Origin of the sequence: Pseudanabaena sp. PCC 6802 (genome assembly GCF_000332175.1) — a bacterium.
In the GTDB taxonomy this organism is placed as follows: Bacteria; Cyanobacteriota; Cyanobacteriia; order Pseudanabaenales; family Pseudanabaenaceae; genus PCC-6802.
On record NZ_KB235914.1, the window covers coordinates 1,723,803 to 1,741,868 of the forward strand.

The window sequence follows — 18,066 nt, forward strand, 5'->3', positions numbered from 1 at the left end:
AATCCCTTATGCTTCAGCAGAAGATTTTTGGGAGAGCATTTTTGCTGCCACGATCCCGCCGATGAAGCCAAATAAATGTCCTTCCCAGGAAACACCCGCTCGCTGTGGCAAAACGCCCCAAATGACACCGCCGTACATAACCGCCACGAGTATTGCCAGAAATATAGCGATCGGTTTGCGCTCAAAGTAGCCGCGAAATAGCAAATATCCCAAATAGCCGTAGATCGTGCCGCTAGCCCCTACATGAATGGAGTAGGGGTTGCCAATCAGCCAGGTGCCCAGGCCACTGATAAACGCGCCAATAATCGAAACTGTAAAAAAGTCGCTGATACTGCGCAGCATCACCAGCCAACCCAACACCAAAAACGGTACCGTGTTGGCGGCGACATGGGGAAAGCTACCGTGCAGGAATGGTGCGAATAGAATACCGACTAAACCGTCCAGATTGCGAGGGCGAATACCAAAGCGATCGAGATTACCCCTAAAGACTATGTAGTCAACTATTTCAATAATCCAAATAATAGCGACGAAGCCGCCCAATATCTTAGCTTGGTCTTTGAGATTGCGCCCCAAAGATCTCAGGTTGTCCTGACTCATTCACCCTGCTCCATTTGTGTTGATATTCTGTATTGATATTGAGCGCTTGCCGAACACAAAGCTACTTTTATAGCTATAGTCAACAGGCTTAGGACGGGGTGCAGGGGTGAAACACGGCAGTGGCTCTAGGGGGAAACCCCCAAGACCGCCCTGCCTCCCCTGCGTGGGGGTGCAGCCCCCACACCCCCTGTCCTAACAGATCTGTAGCTATAGCTATACTAGTTTAAGCGATCGCTAAGCCTTAGGACGGTGGGTAGAGGGAAAGGAACCCCAAATAGCACAAAACCAACCTTATATAGGTTGGCTCATATATACCCCCAGGGGAATTCGAATCCCCGTCGCCTCCGTGAAAGGGAGGTGTCCTAGGCCTCTAGACGATGGGGGCTTGCTTCCATTGCCTGATTGGCTTAACTAGAGTATCTAATAATGAATGGGTTTGTCAACTTTTATCTACAATTTTCTCTCAATTTTCTTTAGGGCTTATTAAGGCTCGCGCAGTTCAATGCTGAAACCATTTATCCACATCGGCTTTGCCTTCCTGTAAGGGTAGGGTAGGGGGGTGGCGGATCCAATTTGCTCGGGCGTACGATCCAATAATTTTCACGGACGAGGTCTGATGCCATAGTGGCAGTAGCGCCAGTAGTCGTGCAGGATTTGGGCGTGATCGAAGCACAGCGGGGTGGGGAGTTCCCAAGCTGCAAACAAGCCCAGATTTTTGGCATCGTCAGCAGCTTTGGGCGTGCCTGTTGCTTCGGCAAGGAATACGGTGCTGACTGTATGTTGCCTGGGATCGCGAGCGGGGTTGGAGTAGACGTAGAAAAGCTCGATTAAATCTACCTGCAAACTGGTTTCTTCTTCCGCTTCGCGTTTGGCGGCTGCTTCTATGGTTTCGCCATAATCGACAAAGCCACCTGGAATTGCCCATCCATACGGTTCGTTACGACGCTCGATCAGGACTATGGGGCGGTTGGGTAGATTTGCGATCGCAATGATAATATCTACCGTAGGCACGGGGTTGCGATAGGGCACGAGTTTGACAGGATAATTAAAAAGTAGTTAAGAAGTATAAGTATATAGAGAAATGTCAATGGCACGTAGCCCCAGTTACAAAATGCCCTATTGATATTGGTTATGATAATTACCACATATTTAAGAATTAAAAGCGTGTAGCTATAGGCTAATCGCTTGGGTTTAGATTGCTATATCGATCCAACTTTATTAGGACTTACGCATTGAATGCTGAAATTCAAGATCCCCCCTGGCCCCCCTTAAAAAGGGAAAAATCCAAAAGCCCCCTTTTTAAGGGGGTTGGGGGATCTGTATTTGGGTAAGTCGTGTTTATCTAACCTTGTTATTAGTCTTCTGGTTGGTTTAATTACTTCAGCACTTGTTTGAGCAATATTCAACTCCAGAGGAGCGAACGATTTTGATTCCTATCAGTACTATTCAAATTGTCGAGGGTAACCCTAATCTTGGCTCGTTATTGGGATGGCACCTGCAACAGGCAGGCTATTCAGTGTGTCAGGCTACAAGCGTTCAACAAGCAAAGAGCACTTTTCAGAAGCAGCAACCTCATTTAATTGTCTTGGACACGGAACTTCCAGATGGCGATGGCATTGAACTGTGCAAGTGGTTGCATTGGCAAAAGAGAGCGTTAATATTTTTAATTTCATCCCGTACGTCTGAGGGAGATATAGTGGCGGGTTTGAAAGCAGGTGCAGACGACTACCTCACTAAGCCATTTGGCATTCACGAATTTCTGGCTAGAGTAGAAGCTTTGACAAGGCGTTTGAACAGCACTATCCCACCTGCTCTGCTCGATTACGGCCAATTGAAAATTGATTTGGTGCAGCGGCAAGTACTCTTCAAAGGTCATATTATCGACCTGACACCGCAGGAGTTTAGCCTTCTATATGTCCTGGCACAGGCAGCAGGAGCGCCAATCAGCCGCTCTGATCTACTTCAGAGAGCTTGGCCGGATGAAATTAACAACCCGCGTACCGTCGATTCCCACATTTTGTCGCTGCGCAAGAAGATCGAACTCGACCCCCAGCAGCCCAGCTTAATTAAAACCGTTCGCAATGTCGGTTACCGCTTTAATATGGAAGTCCTGACGCGATCGCAGGCACGCTCTAGCGGTAATATCTCCAAAAAAGCTAGCAATCAAATCGTTGCCTCCCCCTCCAGTCGGGATGGCGAGAGAGTTAAGGCGCAATACGCGCGAAACTAAGAGCTATGTCAGCACTCCAACAAAGTTGAACGATGCGCCCAACACTGGTTTGGGATCTTGTCTTTCCCAACGTTGCAGGATTTCGGCATAGATACTGCGGAAGTCTACTTTGACGGGCAAGTTACCTTTCTCCAGGCTATCTAAACTGGGATCGCCACCATAGAAGCCAGGTTTCACAGGCCCTAGCAATAGTACAGGGCCAGTTGTGCCGTGATCTGTTCCCCCAGAACCATTTTGGGCAGGGCGACGACCGAACTCGCTTTGTATCAAGATCAATACATCTTTGTCCTTGCCTCGGGCTTGTAAATCTCGATTGAGTGCTGCTAGACCTAGACTCAGTTGTTCTAGTAACCGCGCGTGGCGTTGTGCCTGACCAGCGTGAGTATCCCAGCCGCCAATCGTAATGTATAGCACGCGGGGACTTGACTCTAGCAGTCTGCCTGCCAGGGCAAACTGTTGCCCGATGGGAGTTTTAGCATAACCATGATTGGCGCTGCGCTGCTTGACTTCTTGGGCGATTTGCTTAACAGCGGCTTCGCTTTCTAATACGGTGCGGCGTACCTGTTCTGCTAAGGGAATCGATTGTGGGGTCGCGTAAATTGCTTGAATGGCTTGACCGAGCTTTCCAGTGCTTCTGACCGCCAGTCGGGGCGATAGTTGTAGAAAGCGTTCCGTGCTAGCTCCCGTCAGTGCCAGGGGATACTCCTCGCCCAGAAAAATAGCATCGGCGGATTTAGCTTTGTTAATTTCTAAATACCGTGCCAACCATCCGGTATTGGTAGATCCAGTGGGATGGGCGCTCTGCCATATATCCTTAGAGCGGAAGTGCGAGAGGTTGGGATTAGGATAGCTGACATTTTGGATTACTGCGAGGCGATCGCTCTCTAAAATCGGTTTTAGTTCTTTGAGGGAGGGATGCAATGCGACTCGATCTGTGACGGGAATACCATCCGCGATCGCGAGACTCGGGCGCAGTTTGCGATAGTTGGCATCTTTATAGGGAATGAATGTATTCAGGCCATCATTGCCACCCGCTAATTCGATTACCATGAGCGTGCGTCGATCTTTGGCGGCACCTTGCAGGGGATTCGCTGCCGTTAGCAGCGCGGCAGCGGTCATTGTGGTGAGAAAGTCTCTTCTATTCATGATTTTTGAGTATTATTAGTGATGGTGAGGTGATGATGCGTTAGGCAAAGCCGTAATGCGTCCTACGCTAGTTGGTAAGTGGGCGACGATAAAATTAGTCCCGTTGCCTCTCGGATCGATAAGCCGCTCATGGCATTACTTAAACCAGGTTCGGGTTTGCCATCCAGTAGGAGCGTTACCAAATCTGCAGTCGTAAAGCGTTGGGCATCGTACTCAAACCCGAGATCGTCATCGCCTTCTTTGACAAGTTGTTGCGCTAAATTGAGGCGGGTGAGCAATGAGGGTGCCGTCAACCAGCCTGCATCCTGCGGCCATCCTTTGACGGTGGGTGCGTTATAGGGAATCTGTCCCATTGCTCTGAGGCTGGCAATTACCTTGGCGCGATCTGCTTTGATTTGTAACTGACGCAGCGAACCTACTATGAAATATATCGGTGGTTTGAGACGGCTGCGATATGCCCTAGTACTGTAAAACTCGGGTGCGGTGAATATGGCTTCAACTAAGGCTTTAATACTGCGATCGCTCTTTTGATAAACCCCAGCCAGCCGTTGCACGATCTCTGGTTCGGGATTGGGATAAACAAATGTACTCCACAGTTTGGTGCCAATCAGCTTGGCGGTAGCGGGATGATTGGCCAGAATATCCACGATATCTTCGGTTTTGAAGTTGCCACTGCGTCCTAGGAAAGTTTTATTTCCGCGATCGTGGCGGCGGGGCAGAAAGTTAACCGCTGTTATCCCCGTATTCCGATCGGTTCTAATTATCCAACCCGTAAGCGATCGCGCTCCTTCCTGGATATCTCTTTCCGTGTAATTTCCCCGCCCAATCGTAAATAACTCCATCACTTCGCGGCTGAAATTCTCGTTGATCCTACCAGCTCGATTGCGGGCGTTGTCCAGGTATGCCAGCATGGCGGGGCTGGTGGTAACGCTCATGAGTAGTTCGCGGAAATCTCCAAAGGCGTGAGAATGGAGGCGCTGCTCGTAGTCTGTGAGTAACTGTGGGAAGGGAATTTTATGCATGGAAACGACAAAATGATCGCGCCAGAAGTTTGTCACCCTTTCCTGTAAAGGATTGGCGGGATTCACCATCTGTTTGAGCAACCAATCGCCGAACTCTAGAAACCGTTTTCGCTTCTTTCCTTTTATCTGCACGGGAGCGCTCAGATCTGGCACCTCAATTGACGTACTCGTTTGCAGCCAACGGTGCAGGAGATCGGTATTGCTTTCCGTACTATTTAGTTCTTCCAGGGTGGCTCCAAAACTTGCCCTCCGCCAGAAATGTGCCTTTTGCTGCATCTTATCCATCATGTTCTTCCCGCTTTGCATGGATCGTGATGTGTCTGACTGGGGAAACCGCCTAAAGGTTCAAACTTCAGGTATAGCGTTTTTCAATTGAGAACAGTTTTTATTGACGGGGGACAGGGGTAGAACCCCGTTCATAAATGATTTACGATCGCTATATTTATTATTGGTTAAGATTATGAGCTTAGGTATTGTGGCGGCGATCGCCTACGGCATTTTGGCAATTGTGGGCGGTATTTTGGGGTACGTCAAAAGCAAGAGCAAAGTCTCGATTATCTCTGGCAGCATCAGCGGCGCTTTGTTAATCGCGTCTGCGATCGCCCAACTACAGGGCATCAGTGGGGCGCGGATTGCCAGCATTGCGATCGCGGGGGTATTAGTCATCGTGTTTGCGCTGCGCTTCGCAAAAACCAGGAAATTTATGCCAGCCGGATTGATGATCTTTGCAGGCTTGGTATCACTTGCCGCCATGCTTTTGTCTGCGACATAGAGCAGCTATTTTCCGAACGATCGCGATCGAAGCTAACATATTACGCATGGCGCGATCGCAACTACAGAAACTCAATACCTACCTCCGTCCCCACTATCGGGATTTGATTTTGGGCACGCTTGCCCTCCTTGTCGTTAATGCCATCGGCACTTACATCCCCTGGCTAATTCGGGTAGCAGTTGACGAACTAGGCAGAGCCTTCACCACGGAAAAGGTGATGTATTACGTCTGGATGGTTATAGTCCTGTCTTCGGTGATGTGGGGCATTCGCATGGCATCGCGCATGTTGATATTTGGCGTGGGTCGGCAGGTGGAGTTCGACCTCAAGCAAAAACTATTTACCCACTTACTCAAGCTTTCACCCAGTTATTTTGCCAATAATTCCGTTGGTAACTTGATCAGCATTGTGACCAGCGATGTTGAAAATGTGCGCCGCCTGTTGGGCTTCGCCATACTCAGTTTAATTAATACGGTATTTGCCTATGCGATGACGCTGCCGCTCATGCTGGTAATTGATGTCAAGCTCAGTTTGCTGGCGATCGCGGTTTATCCCTTGATGTTTATCCTGGTGCAGAGCTTTAGCGGTCAACTGCGCGACGAGCAGTTACGGGTGCAGGAAGAACTAGCCACGATTAGCGCTCTGCTGCAAGAGGATCTCAATGGCATGGCTTTGATCAAGACCTATGCCCAAGAAGCAAACGAGCGGCAGGCTTTTCACCAACTCAATCAAAAATTGCTCGCGGCTAACATCCAGATGGCAAAAACCCGTAACTTCCTATTCCCGATATTGGGTGGTATTGCCAGTGTCAGCCTGCTGGTTTTGCTCTGGGTAGGTGGCGGTATGCTAGCCGAACCAAATACTAGCTTTACGGTGGGCAAGCTCATCGCGTTAATTATTTACGTGGAGCGGCTCATATTTCCCACTGCTCTCCTTGGCTTTGTCCTCACTACCTATCAAAGGGGGCAAGTTAGCATAGCGCGCGTCGAACAGATCCTGGATGAACCGCCAGGCATAGTCGATCGCGATGATGCCATCAACATCGATATTAAGCAGATTAAAGGCAAGATCGAAGCACGCCACCTCACCTATCAATATCCCGGTGCCCCCAACCCTGCGCTTGCAGATGTCAGTTTTACGATCGAACCGGGAGAAACTGTGGCTGCGATCGGTACGGTCGGTTCGGGTAAGTCTACGCTGGCAAACGCCCTACTGCGACTCCTGGATATTGCACCCGGACAACTGTGGATTGACGGGATGGACGTTACCCAAATCCGAGTCGGCGATCTCAGAAGCGCGATCGCCTACGTACCCCAGGACAGCTTCCTGTTCAGTGCGTCGATCGGCGATAACATTCGCTATGGCAACCCCGACGCTACCAATGCCGCAGTCGAATACTATGCCCAGCAGGCACATATACAAGGCGAGATTTTGAACTTCCCTCGTCGCTACGATACTTTAGTAGGAGAACGGGGGATTACGCTGTCCGGCGGTCAGCGCCAACGCACGGCGCTTGCCCGAGCGCTATTGGTAGATTCACCAATTTTGCTCCTGGATGATGCGCTATCCAGCGTTGATAATCAGACAGCAACGGATATTCTGGCTAATTTGCCCAAACAGAAAACCGTAATCTTTATCTCGCACAAACTTTCTGTGGCTGCTAATGCCGATCGCATTATCCTCATGGATCGCGGACAAATCGTTCGGGTTGGCACGCATCAAGAATTACTTACAGAATCGCCGCTGTACAGTAAACTTTGGGATCAATATAAGTTAGAAGAAGATCTTAAGTAAACGTCGCTGTCCCAGATAAGTGCTCACTATACCTGAATTTACAGTTGCAGCTTACCTTTCCGTCAATAGTGCCACAGTTAGCGGTTTTGTTTATGATGCTTTACTACTGATAGCACTATTGATGGCATCAGCGTTGTGTTCTGCCTCCGAAACTGCTATTACAGCTTTGGACAATCTGAAGTTACGCTCTCTGATCCGCGAACAGGGCGATCGCGACGGCATCTTTACTTTAGTCATGGAGCAACGCACTCGTTTTATTACCACGCTCTTAATCGCCAATAACCTGGTTAATATTGGTGCTACGGTAATTGCTGCCGATGCCTTTATTAAGTGGTTTGGTAATGCGGGCTTAGGAATTGCCACTGGGATCATGACACTGTTAGTCCTGGCATTTGGCGAAATTACGCCTAAGTCGATCGCCGTGAATAACGTCATGCCCATTTTTCGGGTAGTGGTAAAACCGATTTACTGGCTGTCAATAGCCATATCCCCGGTAATCTTTTTATTTGAAACCATTGCGCAATGGGCAATTCACGTGTTTCAGGTCAATAGTATGCCCAGGGGCGAATCGATGCAGGACTTGCAGTTATTAATCGAAGTCCTCAGCGGTAAAGGTCAACTAGATTGGGACAGGCGGCAGATTCTGCACAAAGCCTTGGAACTAGATCGCCTCAGTGTGCGTAAGGTGGTGAAATCTCGCATTGATATGCAAACCATTTCCCATGATGCTCCCCTGGATGAAGCGATCGATCTATGTTTAGATACAGGCTTCTCGCGCCTGCCCGTGCAGGAGGCTTCTAAGGATGAGATTGTAGGTGTGGTCACCCTCAAGATGGCATTGCAGCATCGCCGTAACATTGGCAATGGCCTGGTGAGCGACGTAATGGTCGCACCTGTATACGTGCCAGAGACCAAGCGGGTAGCAGACCTGCTCAAGGAAATGCTATCGGAGCAATTACACCTGGCGATCGTTGTAGATGAGTATGGTGGCACTGTAGGATTAGTCACTTTGGAAGATGTTTTAGAGGAACTTGTCGGTGAAATTTACGATGAGAGCGATACGGCAAATCGAAGTAGGCGGATAAATGAAAAGAGAAGGTAGTTAGAATCGGCAACCATGACAAAACAGAGCATTGATTTCACAGCCCCTAGCCTCAAAAGAGCTGAAAGCGCAGTAATCTGTTCTCCCTTTACGCTCAAATTGCTAGCGGAATTAGCCGAAAGGGGAGTTCCTTTGCGCGCGATCGCTGCGCCAGAAGGCATCAAGCTTCAATATCTCAACCGACCTTTGGGATTAATCCCAACTGAGAATGCTTTGTTATGGTTGGTACAGGTAGGCGTACTGCGTCGTGAAGTGGACGGACAGGGCATTACCGATAGTTTTCGCCTGACCCCATTGGGCTTTCAGGTTCTAGAGAAATGGCGATCGCAACAGCAATTTCCCTCACCGACATGGCGCGATCGCTTCCAAAATTTCCTCGCTCAGATCCAACCATCACGCTTTATCTAGGCGATATATAGCGGTTTTCAGATGAAAACCGCTATAGTGCTGCGATTGCTTCTGCTTGCAAAAAGTCGATGAATTGCTGAGCCGTGCGTCCCGACCGCCCATTATGCCTGGTTGCCCACTGCAAAGCGCGATATTCCAAGTCCTCTGGACTAATCCCAATTTTTGCGCGTGCGGCTAAATGCGTGACGATTTGTAAGTAGGTATGCTGGTCGGCTCCGGTAAATGTAATCGTTAAGCCAAAGCGATCGCTAAGTGAGAGTTTTTCTTGAACTGTATCCCAAGGGTGAACTTCATCGCTGTCACTGGGACGGGGGCGATCGCTAAAATATTCGCGTAAGAGGTGGCGGCGATTGGATGTGGCGTAAACAATTACGTTCTCTGGTCGAGCAGTCAGGTTACCTTCTAACAAGACTTTCAGTGCTTTGTAGTCTTCTGATTCCTGCTCGAATGAGAGGTCATCAACAAAGATAATGAACTTCTGCGGAGCATGACGCAATTGCTCGACAATAATTGGCAAATCTCTCAGATCGGATTTTGCGACTTCGATCAGTCGCAGCCCGCGATCGCTATATTTCAGGAGTAGAGATTTTACCAGCGATGACTTGCCAGAGCCACGACTGCCATAGAGGAGAACGTGCAAAGCCTTCGCTCCTGCCAGGAAAAACTCTGTATTTTTGAGTAAGGTCTCTTTTTGCAGATCGTAACCTATTAGATTCTCTATTTGGACGAGATCGGGATGGCTGATGCCGACTAGCTCGCCCGATCGCCAGGATAGAGCAGCATATTGGGCAAATACCCCCGTGCCATATTTGTGATAGCGATCGGCGAGTTGCGGTAATGCTTCTGCCCAATTACTTAGCGATCGCAGTAGATGTCTCAGTGCTATATGCGAATCGCTTGTAGATGCATTACCATGCCATGCCACCGGCTCGAAGGGCAGATCGATCGCGGCTTGCAGCCATTGCGTCAAGCAGTTACTGCCCACAGAACTCAAATTGTGCAGTACTTTAAGATCGTGCTGAACTGCTGAAACAAGGTCTAGTGGGAAGTTTGAAAACTCCGTAGTTTGCGCGAGTTGGGTAAATGGGTTACTAGCAGTTAAAATGCAATCTATAAGATAATCTTGCCAACTACAGTTAACCGTCGCCATCGCGAGAAACCACTGACCGTAGGCTTGCAAACATTCTGATGCCGTGCTTTTAGATGATATCGACAATCCATCAGCGATCGCGTTCTGGTTGCTAATCTGCTCGCTCAGAGTTTGCAAAACTCGCAGAAACTTCTGACCTGGCTCCTCTGCCAAGATATCTCGATAGATGAGCAGCGATGCAGCTTGCAGTTGACACGTCCGGATCGATTCTGCTATTTCTTGGTACATATAGATTAATCATGGGGTTCCTGACCGCGATCGTCCCAGTTACGGCGGTTCATAAACCGAATCTCTTCCAGCAAAATATTAAAGCGTTGGTCTGTCTCAGCTTGCCGCTCTTCAATTTTAGCTTGACGCTCTGCACTTTCGGCTTGACGCTCAGCATATTCGGCTTGACGCTCAGCATATTCGGCTTGTTGCCGTTCAATAGCTGTTTGCCGCTCGTCCATCCTGGACATTAACACGGTAAGCGTACCGATGTTATCTGCCAACATGCGATGCGTTTCTGCCATGTATGCCTGGTTAGCTTGTAACTCGCGTTGGCTAGCCTGTAACTCGCGTTGAGTCTCCGTCATAACGGTTATAGCTTCTTCTACCGTGTGGATTCTTCTTTCTAATGGCTCTTGAGTCATGTCTTTACCCTACAAAATTTCTTTATCGCCTTGGCCTCAACGCCAGTAATACCAGTATAAACCACAATATCCCAGCCAGAATTTTCTAACTAATCGAGAATACCTGAGGAGCTTATTCCCTGTCATGGCACAAAATCCCAATTCCCATTCTCTTTGACTATCAGAGTAAACTCCTGATATGCAGAAATTGTAGCGTATCAGAAATTAATTGATTTTAATTTCTCGCTTTACGTCAATTAATGCTTTACCATTGCGGATCAGTTGATATTCGCCTCGCCAGGTACCTGTCGCTAGTTTTTGCTCGGGTTTGTTGCGCTTACCCGTAAAGAGCATCCAGGTGCGACTGGGTTTTTCGATATTTTTTTCGCTATTTGCAATGACAGAACCATTAGGGGCAATCAGACGAATGCGCTCCAGGTCGTCTTTAAGCACGCCGTAGGTTCTCACCCAAAATACGATCGCACCTGCATTCGCACTCAGTGTAATATCGTCAAACTTGCCCTGCTCGGCATCTTCTAATTTTGGGACGCGATCGGCAAAACCCGCATTCATCAAACCAGTTGGCACGTAGACAAGTGGAGTTCTCCACATGGACTTGGCAGGGACTTTACACCCCGGTTTGCGCTCGATTTGAGCATCTACACCCAGGAACGGATCGACTGGCTTGCCTTGGTAGCGCGCCTCAAAGTGAACGTGGGGAAATGAAGCCGCTCCCGACTGACCCACCAACCCTAAGACAGTCCCAGATTTGACCTGAGTGCCCGGCTTTGCCACCACCGAACCATGGCGCATATGGCAGTATTGGGTTTCCCACCCCTGCCCGTGATCGATGACAACCCCATTGCCACACTCTTTGCCCTCAATCCCAGAATCCTTAGTATCGAGAGTTTTGCGATCGACGATGCCATCTCGCACTCTTAAAACTTTGCCATTTGCTGCCGCAATTACAGGTACGCCCTGGCGCATAACTCTCTCATCGGGAATCGCGAAATCCGTGCCGGTATGTCCGTTGTAGGTCATGCGTCCGCATCCAAAATCCACTGCCTCGGAACCGGGATCGCGATCCGTATAATTCAGTACGAAGCAATCTTTACCCAAATTGCACTTAAGCGGCAGATCGAACTTCATATCGGGTGCATTGCTCTTCTGGCTTAACTGCACGGGAACTTCGCTGCTTGCTGACGAGCAGGAGAGAAGTGCGATCGCTGTGAGAGTAGGAACGAATAGTTTATGCATATGAACTGACCGATCCACCGACAAAATGCGAGTCTGTGTCGCTCTTTACCAACCTCCATCCCTAATCCCTACCCCCTACTTACAGACCGTTGATCGCCCTTTGCAGTTGAATGAGGGAGAGGTTAAAGCCAACAATGGCATCCAGGCGGTTGACATCGGCTTGGGTGAGATCGTCCTCAGAGCGCAGTACTTCTAGTTGGGTACCGACTCCGGCACTGAGGCGTAGTCTGGAAAGACGTAGAGCTTCAGTTGCTTGCTGCACTGCTAGTGTGGTTGATTCGATCTGCTCTTGCCGCGCTCTGAGATTATTGTAGGCGCTCTCTACGTCAAAGCGAGCCTGGTCGCCAGCCTCTGTAAAGCGGGATTCTGCTAGGGCGCGATCGGCTTCAGATTGCTTGGCACGAGCATTGGCAACACCACCGTCAAATATAGACCAGTTAAGCGAGGCACCAAGGGTATAACCCAATGTTAAATCGCCAGCTTGGTTGAGGTTGTCGTTATGATCGAGCCTGGCAAATATGTTAAGCTGCGGCCCAAGATTAGCAAGTTCGGCTTTGGCGCGATCGTTAGCGATTTCTCTTTGTAGTTTGGCAATGTCCAGTTCGGAGCGATTTTTGTAAGCCAGGAGAATGGTTTCCTCTAATCCTAGTTTCCAATCCTCATTGGGTTTCACTTCATCGGATGGGAATAGGGCAAGATTAGACGGATATGACAACTGGCGTGCTAACTCGCGGCGGGTAATGCTCTGCTGTGCCCGAGCGTTGCTTAAAGTTTGTTTGGCATTTGCTAACTGTACCTGAGACTGCAAAACATCGAACTTGGTACCAACCCCTGCCCTTTCTAGAGCCTGAGTATCTTGTAAGCTACGTTCGGCATTTTTTACCTGTTGCTCGCGAATGCGTACCTGTCCATCAGCATTCTGAGCATCGTAATAGGCAGTAGCGATACGCAAGCGGGTAGTTTGGGAAATACGGTTAAGATCCGCCTCTGCCACGCGCAGAGAATTCTCTGCGACTCTGATGTTAGCATCCACCCGCCCAGAGGTGAAAAGGTTGTAATTAAGAGTCACTCCACTGTTTAAAGTGTGCGAGGTGGGAGATCTTCTGCCAATGAAGAATGAGGAGTTGCCGTAGTTATATGTAGATTGCGCGCTGAGGGTTGGGTTCTTTTCTGCTAAAGCTTGATCCAATACGGCTCTGGCTCGCTCTACCGCGATTCTGGCCTGGGCAATTGTGGGGTTAGTGCGATCCGAAAGCTCCAGGGCTTCTTTGAGGCTGAGGGGTTGGGTGCGTTCGATCTTGACCTGACTGGGAGTTGTGGGTACAACCAGAGGTTGTCGGGGATCTAGACCGATCGCAACTTTATTTGCCGAGTTTGCAGATGTTGCAGATGTTGCAGATGTTGCAGGGGTACTTGTTGGGGTGCTGCTATTAGTAGTCGCAGGCTCGGTTGATGGCGAGACAGCCGCTATATTAGTGCTTGGTTTAACCTCAACACCTGTGACTGAATTAGGCTTAGCGATCGCGGGTTTATTTACCCCAGGGATATCATCGAGAGGGTTAATGGTAGCAGTTGCTGTGACAGCGGGCTTGGCAACCGGAGATTTGGCGATCGCAGAGTTGCTCTGTGGCTTGCTCTGTGGCTTGCTAGAAGGTTTACGATCGGGCTTACTGGCAGCGGGGATATCATCTAGAGGATTAATGGCAGTAGCGATCGCAGTTTTTACGCGAGGTGGAGAATTATCCGGCTCCAGGACAGCTAAGTTAGCAGGCCGAGGTAATTTTGGAGAAATCTCGGCAAATTTAACGGTGCGATCGAGAGGGGTTGGTTGAGCAGATGCTTTAGGCGAAACTTTTCTGGTTGGTGATTTTACAGACGCTACTATGGGGGTTGGTGGGGTGGGTTGCAATGGTGCTGATGGCTCTGCGGCTGGTTCTAAAGAGCTGGCACGTTGAACCTGAGTAATTAGCTTCGTGGTATGGCGAGAATCGATCGGTGTGGGTTTGAGCGCAGTGGAATGGATCTCCTGCAAATTCACCTTGGCAGTTACAACGCCTAATTTCCCGTTCTGTTGAACCCGTGGCTTACTGAAATTAGCATCCAGCACAGTCTTAGAACCCGGCTGCTGCTCCGAGATTTGAGAAGCGGGAAGGTAGGTTGTGGGATTGGGGTTGGCATTAATGATGGCATTTTGGGCATTGACCGTAAGTGTCGGCATCAGAACGACTAAGCTGGCACTTAATGGCATCCAATAGGAAGAAAATCGCATAAGCTACAGTTTGTCACTCCTTATCACTCCTCGTACAAACCTGCCAATACTTTTAGAACTGAGCAGGCGCAGTTTGGTTCCTGCTTTGAATTTGCAAGCCTGACAAGTCAAGCGAGCACTCCAAAGAGCAACCTCTGTTTAATTATGGCGGATCTTGTCAGATTGTGGCAGCAAATCACCCGATCGCATGACCTAGAGCCTTGCAGCATCACACGAATCATTTTGGATTGCTATACCTAGTTTGGGTTGGATGGGTTGGACTCAAAGAAAAGTTTGTAAAGCACCCAGACTACCAATGCTAGAACTGCTAAGGAAATCGCTACTTCAACTAGCTTAAGCACAAAGCCAATTACGGTGAAAACAAGCAACCCCAAGACCACAACTGCGACAACTCTAGTAGCACCAGTCATGCCGTTAATCCATCGTACTAAATCCGCTAGCGAGGTCTTGAAAGCACCCACGATCCCACCACTCGAAATTGGGCTGGACTGGCTGAATTGTTCGGAGCGATCGGAGTAATCCGAGTTAACTTCCTCCTTTACGTCGTTAACCTCGCGCTCAAGGCGGCGAAATTTTTCTTCGAGATCGTTTAGTCCACTCATAGTGATTTTTACAACAATTAAACTAGTTAATTTATTCTAACTGTAGGGGCTGTGCCTTGTGCCTGCCCCGAACCAACCAGGCTGATGACAAAGCGATCGCACATCGTACGAGGATTTTATTGACGAGAAACCTCTAACAGGCAAAATCGACTATTATTTTTCACAATCTGCCGATCGCAGCGATTTCGGCAAATCCTGCCAGTCAAATTTCCAGCATTTGAGCTGCCAGTCTTGACCGGCAACGGCGATCGCCGCAGCATAATCGCTCCAGTCAGGTAGAGCAAGGGGAACGATCGACCAGCGATCGTAGTAGGTAAAACGTGCTGCCGAGGCGAGCATCGATCCTAGATCGAGCTGGTCTAAGCCTTGAGCGATCCCTCTGCCATGTGCTTTTGCCTGTGCCTCCTTGCAGGTCCAGCACCGGAAAAATTCGGTTTGTTGTTGTGCTGAGGGCAAGCCAAGCAGATAAGCCCGTTCCGATCGCGTGAAAAATCTGGTAATAATTTCTGCGACCGGGCGATCGCGATTTATTTGTTCGACATCGACTCCTACATCTCGCCCTTGCGCCACGATATAAAGTGCCAGCCTGCCGGAGTGGGAGAGGTTAAACTGGAGCGAATTAGCAACATCGCGGGGCACTGCCAAAAAAGGCTTGCCATGACTGCCGTAACTGAATGCGATCGCCTGGGGCTTGAGGTTTAAGTACCTGGACAAAATAACCCTCAAGATCCCTCGCCCGCAAGTATAGAGGTGTCGGTGCTGCGAGAAATGAAAGCGGATGGCTCTGGCAGTTTCGTCCTCGGCCAGTAAAGATTGCCACATTGGCAAATGGGCGATCGCTGCCTCTAGATCTGCCAGCCAAACGTGTACCTCATCTGCACCCAGTTCGAGATCCAAAGGCGGCGGCAACCAGGACGACATGAATTGGTGGGTGGGATCGCAGTTCAAACCCTAGCCTCCTAAATTCCCCGATTCAAAGGAACTTCGATCTGCAATTTCCGCCAAGATCGGCGGCTGGGGGGCACTTTTTAACCTGGCGGCATAGGCGGCGATCGCTTGGGGATAAATGATATGCTCCTGTACCTGAATTCTTGCTTGTAGGGAGTCAGGTGTATCGTCGTCCATTACGGGTACGGATGCCTGGCGCAAAATGGGGCCGCTATCAACTGTAAGGCTGACAATATGGACGGTACAGCCCGCAATTTTGACACCATGTCGCAAAGCTTGCTCGGCTGCGTGAATTCCTGGAAAACTGGGCAGCAAGCTGGGATGAATATTCAGGACTCGTTCGGGAAATGCATCCAGCAGCACCTGCGTGACGACGCGCATCCATCCCGCCATGATCGTCAGTTCCACCTCATACTGACGCAGCACATCAATAATTGCCTCATCGAGATCTTCACGGGTTTTGTAGAGGCGATGATCGAGCAAAACTGCTGGAATGCCAAACTTGGCGGCGCGACTGGCACAAAAGGCATCGGGCTTATTGTAAATCAACACAGCGATGCGGGCATTCAATTCGCCATTGTGAATAGCAGCGGCGATCGCTTCGAGATTGCTACCGCTACCAGATGCCAGTACGCCTAAAATGGTAGGCGAGTTTTCAGTTGAGCTTTTGGACATGCCCCTAAGATATGATGGATAAGCGCTAATTATAGGCGCTGACGATTAAGATCGCTATTAGATTGTCACTAATACTGCCAGTAAGTCTTTGCCCTATGTCTTTGACTGTTGCCGACCAAATTACCGAAATCGATCGCGAGTTATCTAAACGACCGATAGATCTCGATCCTAGCGGTTACTTCATTATCTACGTCGATCGCGAGCAAGGACTGATCGGTGCTAAGCACTTTACGAATGCGATCGACGAGCGCGGTTTGGCTGTTGACCCGGACACCGGAAAACCCATTCCCGCCAGAGGCAAAGTCAGCCGGCAGGCAAATGCCATCTTTCAAGCCAGGACGGCAAAGGAATTATGTGTTGAGATTTTTGAGCGCGCTCGACCCTGCCCCGTATCCATGCTCGATCATGCTGCTTATATTGGACGCGAAGCACAACGGGCAGAATGGGCACTAGTCAACCGTCAAGAGTATATTCAAGATTGAACCTGTAGGCTGGGCATTGCCCGCCTTACTATAGATATTTCTGCGTAAGTTTCATTGGATAATCCGCAATCACACCGTCAAAATATGCAGCCATTAACTAATACCTGGTGGGAAATTCAGGTTTTGTCTAAGCAAGCCTTGGAAGAGTTAATATTTTGGCGATTGCAGGATTTTGGGTGTCAAGGTACGGCCAGTCATTTCACAGGAAATGAGGCTCTGGTGAAAGCCTACCTACCCATCGAAAAAGCCGCATGGCTGGATTTATCTGCCCTTGCCCTCTGGCTCCGTCAAGATGCGATCGCTATAGGTGAAGAAACTCCCACTGTCAAGTGGTCTTTAATCGACGATGAAGATTGGTCGAATAGTTGGAAGGATCACTGGCAGCCAGAACCAATTGGCGATGCATTTATTATTTATCCTGCCTGGATCGCACCGCCTACGGATCTATCGCGCCACGTGCTGCGCCTCGATCCTGGTAATGCCTTTGGTACTGGCTCCCATCCCACTACCCAACTTTGCCTAGAGGCCATTGAAATGCGATTAACCGGGTTGCCAAAGGATAATCAGTTGAGTTTTGCTGATATTGGCTGCGGCTCCGGCATATTGAGCATTGGCGCAATTTTGCTAGGCGCATCGCAGGTCTATGCTGTGGATACAGATATATTGTCAGTGAAAGCCACGCAACACAACCGCGATCTCAACGGTATTCCTGAAGATAAGCTGTGGGTGTCGGAAGGCAGCCTGCTGCATCTGCTGCAACATATCCCGAAACCCGTGGACGGCTTTGTCTGCAACATTTTGGCAGACGTGATTGTCGATCTGGTACCTTACATGCAGCAACTGATCGAACCAAATGGCTGGGGCATTTTGAGTGGTATTTTGCTGGAGCAGGTACCGTCGGTAATTGATATCCTCGAACAATATAACTGGGTGGTAGGGGCGCTGTGGAAGCAAAAGGACTGGAGTTGCCTGAATATCCGTAGAAGCGAGGCTATATCCTGAA

General features: G+C 49.4%; 18 protein-coding genes and 1 tRNA gene. 7 read left to right on the forward strand and 12 right to left on the reverse strand.

What is annotated here, in order from left to right; translation table 11 throughout:
- Window positions 1-6 precede the first annotated feature (6 nt).
- The 3 genes from PSE6802_RS0113060 to PSE6802_RS0113070 form a co-directional block, all read right to left on the reverse strand.
- Entirely contained in the window at window positions 7-597 is a 591-nt protein-coding gene (locus PSE6802_RS0113060) for a rhomboid family intramembrane serine protease (RefSeq protein ID WP_019500506.1), read from the reverse strand.
- 312 nt (window positions 598-909) lie between these two features.
- Window positions 910-982: transfer RNA gene (locus PSE6802_RS0113065), tRNA-Glu, on the reverse strand.
- Between the two features lie 215 nt (window positions 983-1,197).
- Window positions 1,198-1,626, reverse strand: coding sequence for an NUDIX domain-containing protein (locus PSE6802_RS0113070; RefSeq protein ID WP_019500507.1), 429 nt, complete (start codon window positions 1,624-1,626; stop codon window positions 1,198-1,200).
- A 397-nt stretch (window positions 1,627-2,023) separates the two neighbouring features.
- Between PSE6802_RS0113070 and PSE6802_RS0113075 the strand changes: the two genes are divergently transcribed.
- A complete protein-coding gene (locus PSE6802_RS0113075) occupies window positions 2,024-2,827 on the forward strand; it encodes a response regulator transcription factor (protein WP_019500508.1) in 804 nt (267 codons plus the stop codon).
- Between the two features lie 3 nt (window positions 2,828-2,830).
- On the opposite strand, the gene PSE6802_RS0113080 is transcribed toward PSE6802_RS0113075, so the two are convergent.
- Both PSE6802_RS0113080 and PSE6802_RS0113085 read right to left on the reverse strand, forming a co-directional pair.
- Complete coding sequence (locus PSE6802_RS0113080; RefSeq protein ID WP_036945639.1) at window positions 2,831-3,973, reverse strand: DUF1501 domain-containing protein; 1,143 nt, start codon at window positions 3,971-3,973, stop codon at window positions 2,831-2,833.
- Window positions 3,974-4,035: 62 nt separating this feature from the next.
- Window positions 4,036-5,283, reverse strand: a complete 1,248-nt coding sequence (locus tag PSE6802_RS0113085; protein WP_019500510.1) for a DUF1800 domain-containing protein — start codon at window positions 5,281-5,283, stop codon at window positions 4,036-4,038.
- A gap of 172 nt (window positions 5,284-5,455) precedes the next feature.
- Here PSE6802_RS0113085 and PSE6802_RS0113090 point away from each other — a divergent pair, with 172 nt between their 5' ends.
- Genes PSE6802_RS0113090 through PSE6802_RS0113105 form a run of 4 tightly spaced genes read left to right on the forward strand, consistent with a single transcriptional unit; the run spans window position 5,456 to window position 9,069 of the window.
- Complete coding sequence (locus PSE6802_RS0113090) at window positions 5,456-5,767, forward strand: TMEM14 family protein (RefSeq protein ID WP_019500511.1); 312 nt, start codon at window positions 5,456-5,458, stop codon at window positions 5,765-5,767.
- A 46-nt stretch (window positions 5,768-5,813) separates the two neighbouring features.
- A complete protein-coding gene (locus PSE6802_RS0113095; RefSeq protein WP_019500512.1) occupies window positions 5,814-7,559 on the forward strand; it encodes an ABC transporter ATP-binding protein in 1,746 nt (581 codons plus the stop codon).
- A 19-nt stretch (window positions 7,560-7,578) separates the two neighbouring features.
- On the forward strand, window positions 7,579-8,661 hold the full coding sequence (locus PSE6802_RS0113100; protein WP_019500513.1) for a hemolysin family protein: 1,083 nt from the start codon (window positions 7,579-7,581) through the stop codon (window positions 8,659-8,661).
- A gap of 15 nt (window positions 8,662-8,676) precedes the next feature.
- Window positions 8,677-9,069 (forward strand): Npun_F0494 family protein, encoded by a 393-nt coding sequence (locus tag PSE6802_RS0113105; RefSeq protein ID WP_019500514.1) that lies wholly within the window; start codon window positions 8,677-8,679, stop codon window positions 9,067-9,069.
- Between the two features lie 31 nt (window positions 9,070-9,100).
- Here PSE6802_RS0113105 and PSE6802_RS0113110 read toward each other — a convergent pair whose 3' ends face one another.
- From PSE6802_RS0113110 to purN, 7 genes are all read right to left on the reverse strand, one after another.
- Window positions 9,101-10,447, reverse strand: coding sequence for an ATP-binding protein (locus PSE6802_RS0113110; protein ID WP_019500515.1), 1,347 nt, complete (start codon window positions 10,445-10,447; stop codon window positions 9,101-9,103).
- Between the two features lie 5 nt (window positions 10,448-10,452).
- Window positions 10,453-10,851: a hypothetical protein gene (locus PSE6802_RS0113115; RefSeq protein ID WP_225902676.1), complete on the reverse strand. Its 399-nt coding sequence runs from the start codon at window positions 10,849-10,851 to the stop codon at window positions 10,453-10,455.
- A gap of 204 nt (window positions 10,852-11,055) precedes the next feature.
- Window positions 11,056-12,087, reverse strand: coding sequence for a M23 family metallopeptidase (locus PSE6802_RS0113120; protein WP_026103282.1), 1,032 nt, complete (start codon window positions 12,085-12,087; stop codon window positions 11,056-11,058).
- Between the two features lie 79 nt (window positions 12,088-12,166).
- On the reverse strand, window positions 12,167-14,356 hold the full coding sequence (locus PSE6802_RS31080) for a TolC family protein (RefSeq protein WP_019500518.1): 2,190 nt from the start codon (window positions 14,354-14,356) through the stop codon (window positions 12,167-12,169).
- 236 nt (window positions 14,357-14,592) lie between these two features.
- Window positions 14,593-14,958, reverse strand: a complete 366-nt coding sequence (locus PSE6802_RS0113130; protein WP_019500519.1) for a hypothetical protein — start codon at window positions 14,956-14,958, stop codon at window positions 14,593-14,595.
- A gap of 153 nt (window positions 14,959-15,111) precedes the next feature.
- Entirely contained in the window at window positions 15,112-15,906 is a 795-nt protein-coding gene (locus tag PSE6802_RS0113135) for a 4'-phosphopantetheinyl transferase family protein (RefSeq protein WP_156815512.1), read from the reverse strand.
- Window positions 15,907-15,909: 3 nt separating this feature from the next.
- Window positions 15,910-16,581, reverse strand: coding sequence for a phosphoribosylglycinamide formyltransferase (purN, locus tag PSE6802_RS0113140; protein WP_019500521.1), 672 nt, complete (start codon window positions 16,579-16,581; stop codon window positions 15,910-15,912).
- Window positions 16,582-16,676: 95 nt separating this feature from the next.
- Between purN and PSE6802_RS0113145 the strand changes: the two genes are divergently transcribed.
- Together PSE6802_RS0113145 and prmA are read left to right on the forward strand one after the other, a co-directional pair.
- Window positions 16,677-17,063, forward strand: coding sequence for a DUF4346 domain-containing protein (locus PSE6802_RS0113145; protein ID WP_019500522.1), 387 nt, complete (start codon window positions 16,677-16,679; stop codon window positions 17,061-17,063).
- A gap of 84 nt (window positions 17,064-17,147) precedes the next feature.
- Window positions 17,148-18,065 carry a 50S ribosomal protein L11 methyltransferase gene (gene prmA / locus PSE6802_RS0113150; protein WP_019500523.1) on the forward strand — a complete coding sequence of 306 codons (918 nt, stop codon included), beginning with the start codon at window positions 17,148-17,150 and terminating at the stop codon, window positions 18,063-18,065.
- Window position 18,066 lies beyond the last annotated feature (1 nt).

Coding starts and splice junctions, on each gene's coding strand:
- PSE6802_RS0113115 (WP_225902676.1), bottom strand. CDS start 10,851: ATGACTCAAGAGCCATTAGAAAGAAGAATCCACACGGTAGAAGAAGCT.
- PSE6802_RS0113110 (WP_019500515.1), bottom strand. CDS start 10,447: ATGTACCAAGAAATAGCAGAATCGATCCGGACGTGTCAACTGCAAGCT.
- PSE6802_RS0113085 (WP_019500510.1), bottom strand. CDS start 5,283: ATGATGGATAAGATGCAGCAAAAGGCACATTTCTGGCGGAGGGCAAGT.
- purN (WP_019500521.1), bottom strand. CDS start 16,581: ATGTCCAAAAGCTCAACTGAAAACTCGCCTACCATTTTAGGCGTACTG.
- PSE6802_RS0113130 (WP_019500519.1), bottom strand. CDS start 14,958: ATGAGTGGACTAAACGATCTCGAAGAAAAATTTCGCCGCCTTGAGCGC.
- PSE6802_RS0113105 (WP_019500514.1), top strand. CDS start 8,677: ATGACAAAACAGAGCATTGATTTCACAGCCCCTAGCCTCAAAAGAGCT.
- PSE6802_RS0113145 (WP_019500522.1), top strand. CDS start 16,677: ATGTCTTTGACTGTTGCCGACCAAATTACCGAAATCGATCGCGAGTTA.
- PSE6802_RS0113090 (WP_019500511.1), top strand. CDS start 5,456: ATGAGCTTAGGTATTGTGGCGGCGATCGCCTACGGCATTTTGGCAATT.
- PSE6802_RS31080 (WP_019500518.1), bottom strand. CDS start 14,356: ATGCGATTTTCTTCCTATTGGATGCCATTAAGTGCCAGCTTAGTCGTT.
- prmA (WP_019500523.1), top strand. CDS start 17,148: ATGCAGCCATTAACTAATACCTGGTGGGAAATTCAGGTTTTGTCTAAG.
- PSE6802_RS0113120 (WP_026103282.1), bottom strand. CDS start 12,087: ATGCATAAACTATTCGTTCCTACTCTCACAGCGATCGCACTTCTCTCC.
- PSE6802_RS0113095 (WP_019500512.1), top strand. CDS start 5,814: ATGGCGCGATCGCAACTACAGAAACTCAATACCTACCTCCGTCCCCAC.
- PSE6802_RS0113080 (WP_036945639.1), bottom strand. CDS start 3,973: ATGAATAGAAGAGACTTTCTCACCACAATGACCGCTGCCGCGCTGCTA.
- PSE6802_RS0113060 (WP_019500506.1), bottom strand. CDS start 597: ATGAGTCAGGACAACCTGAGATCTTTGGGGCGCAATCTCAAAGACCAA.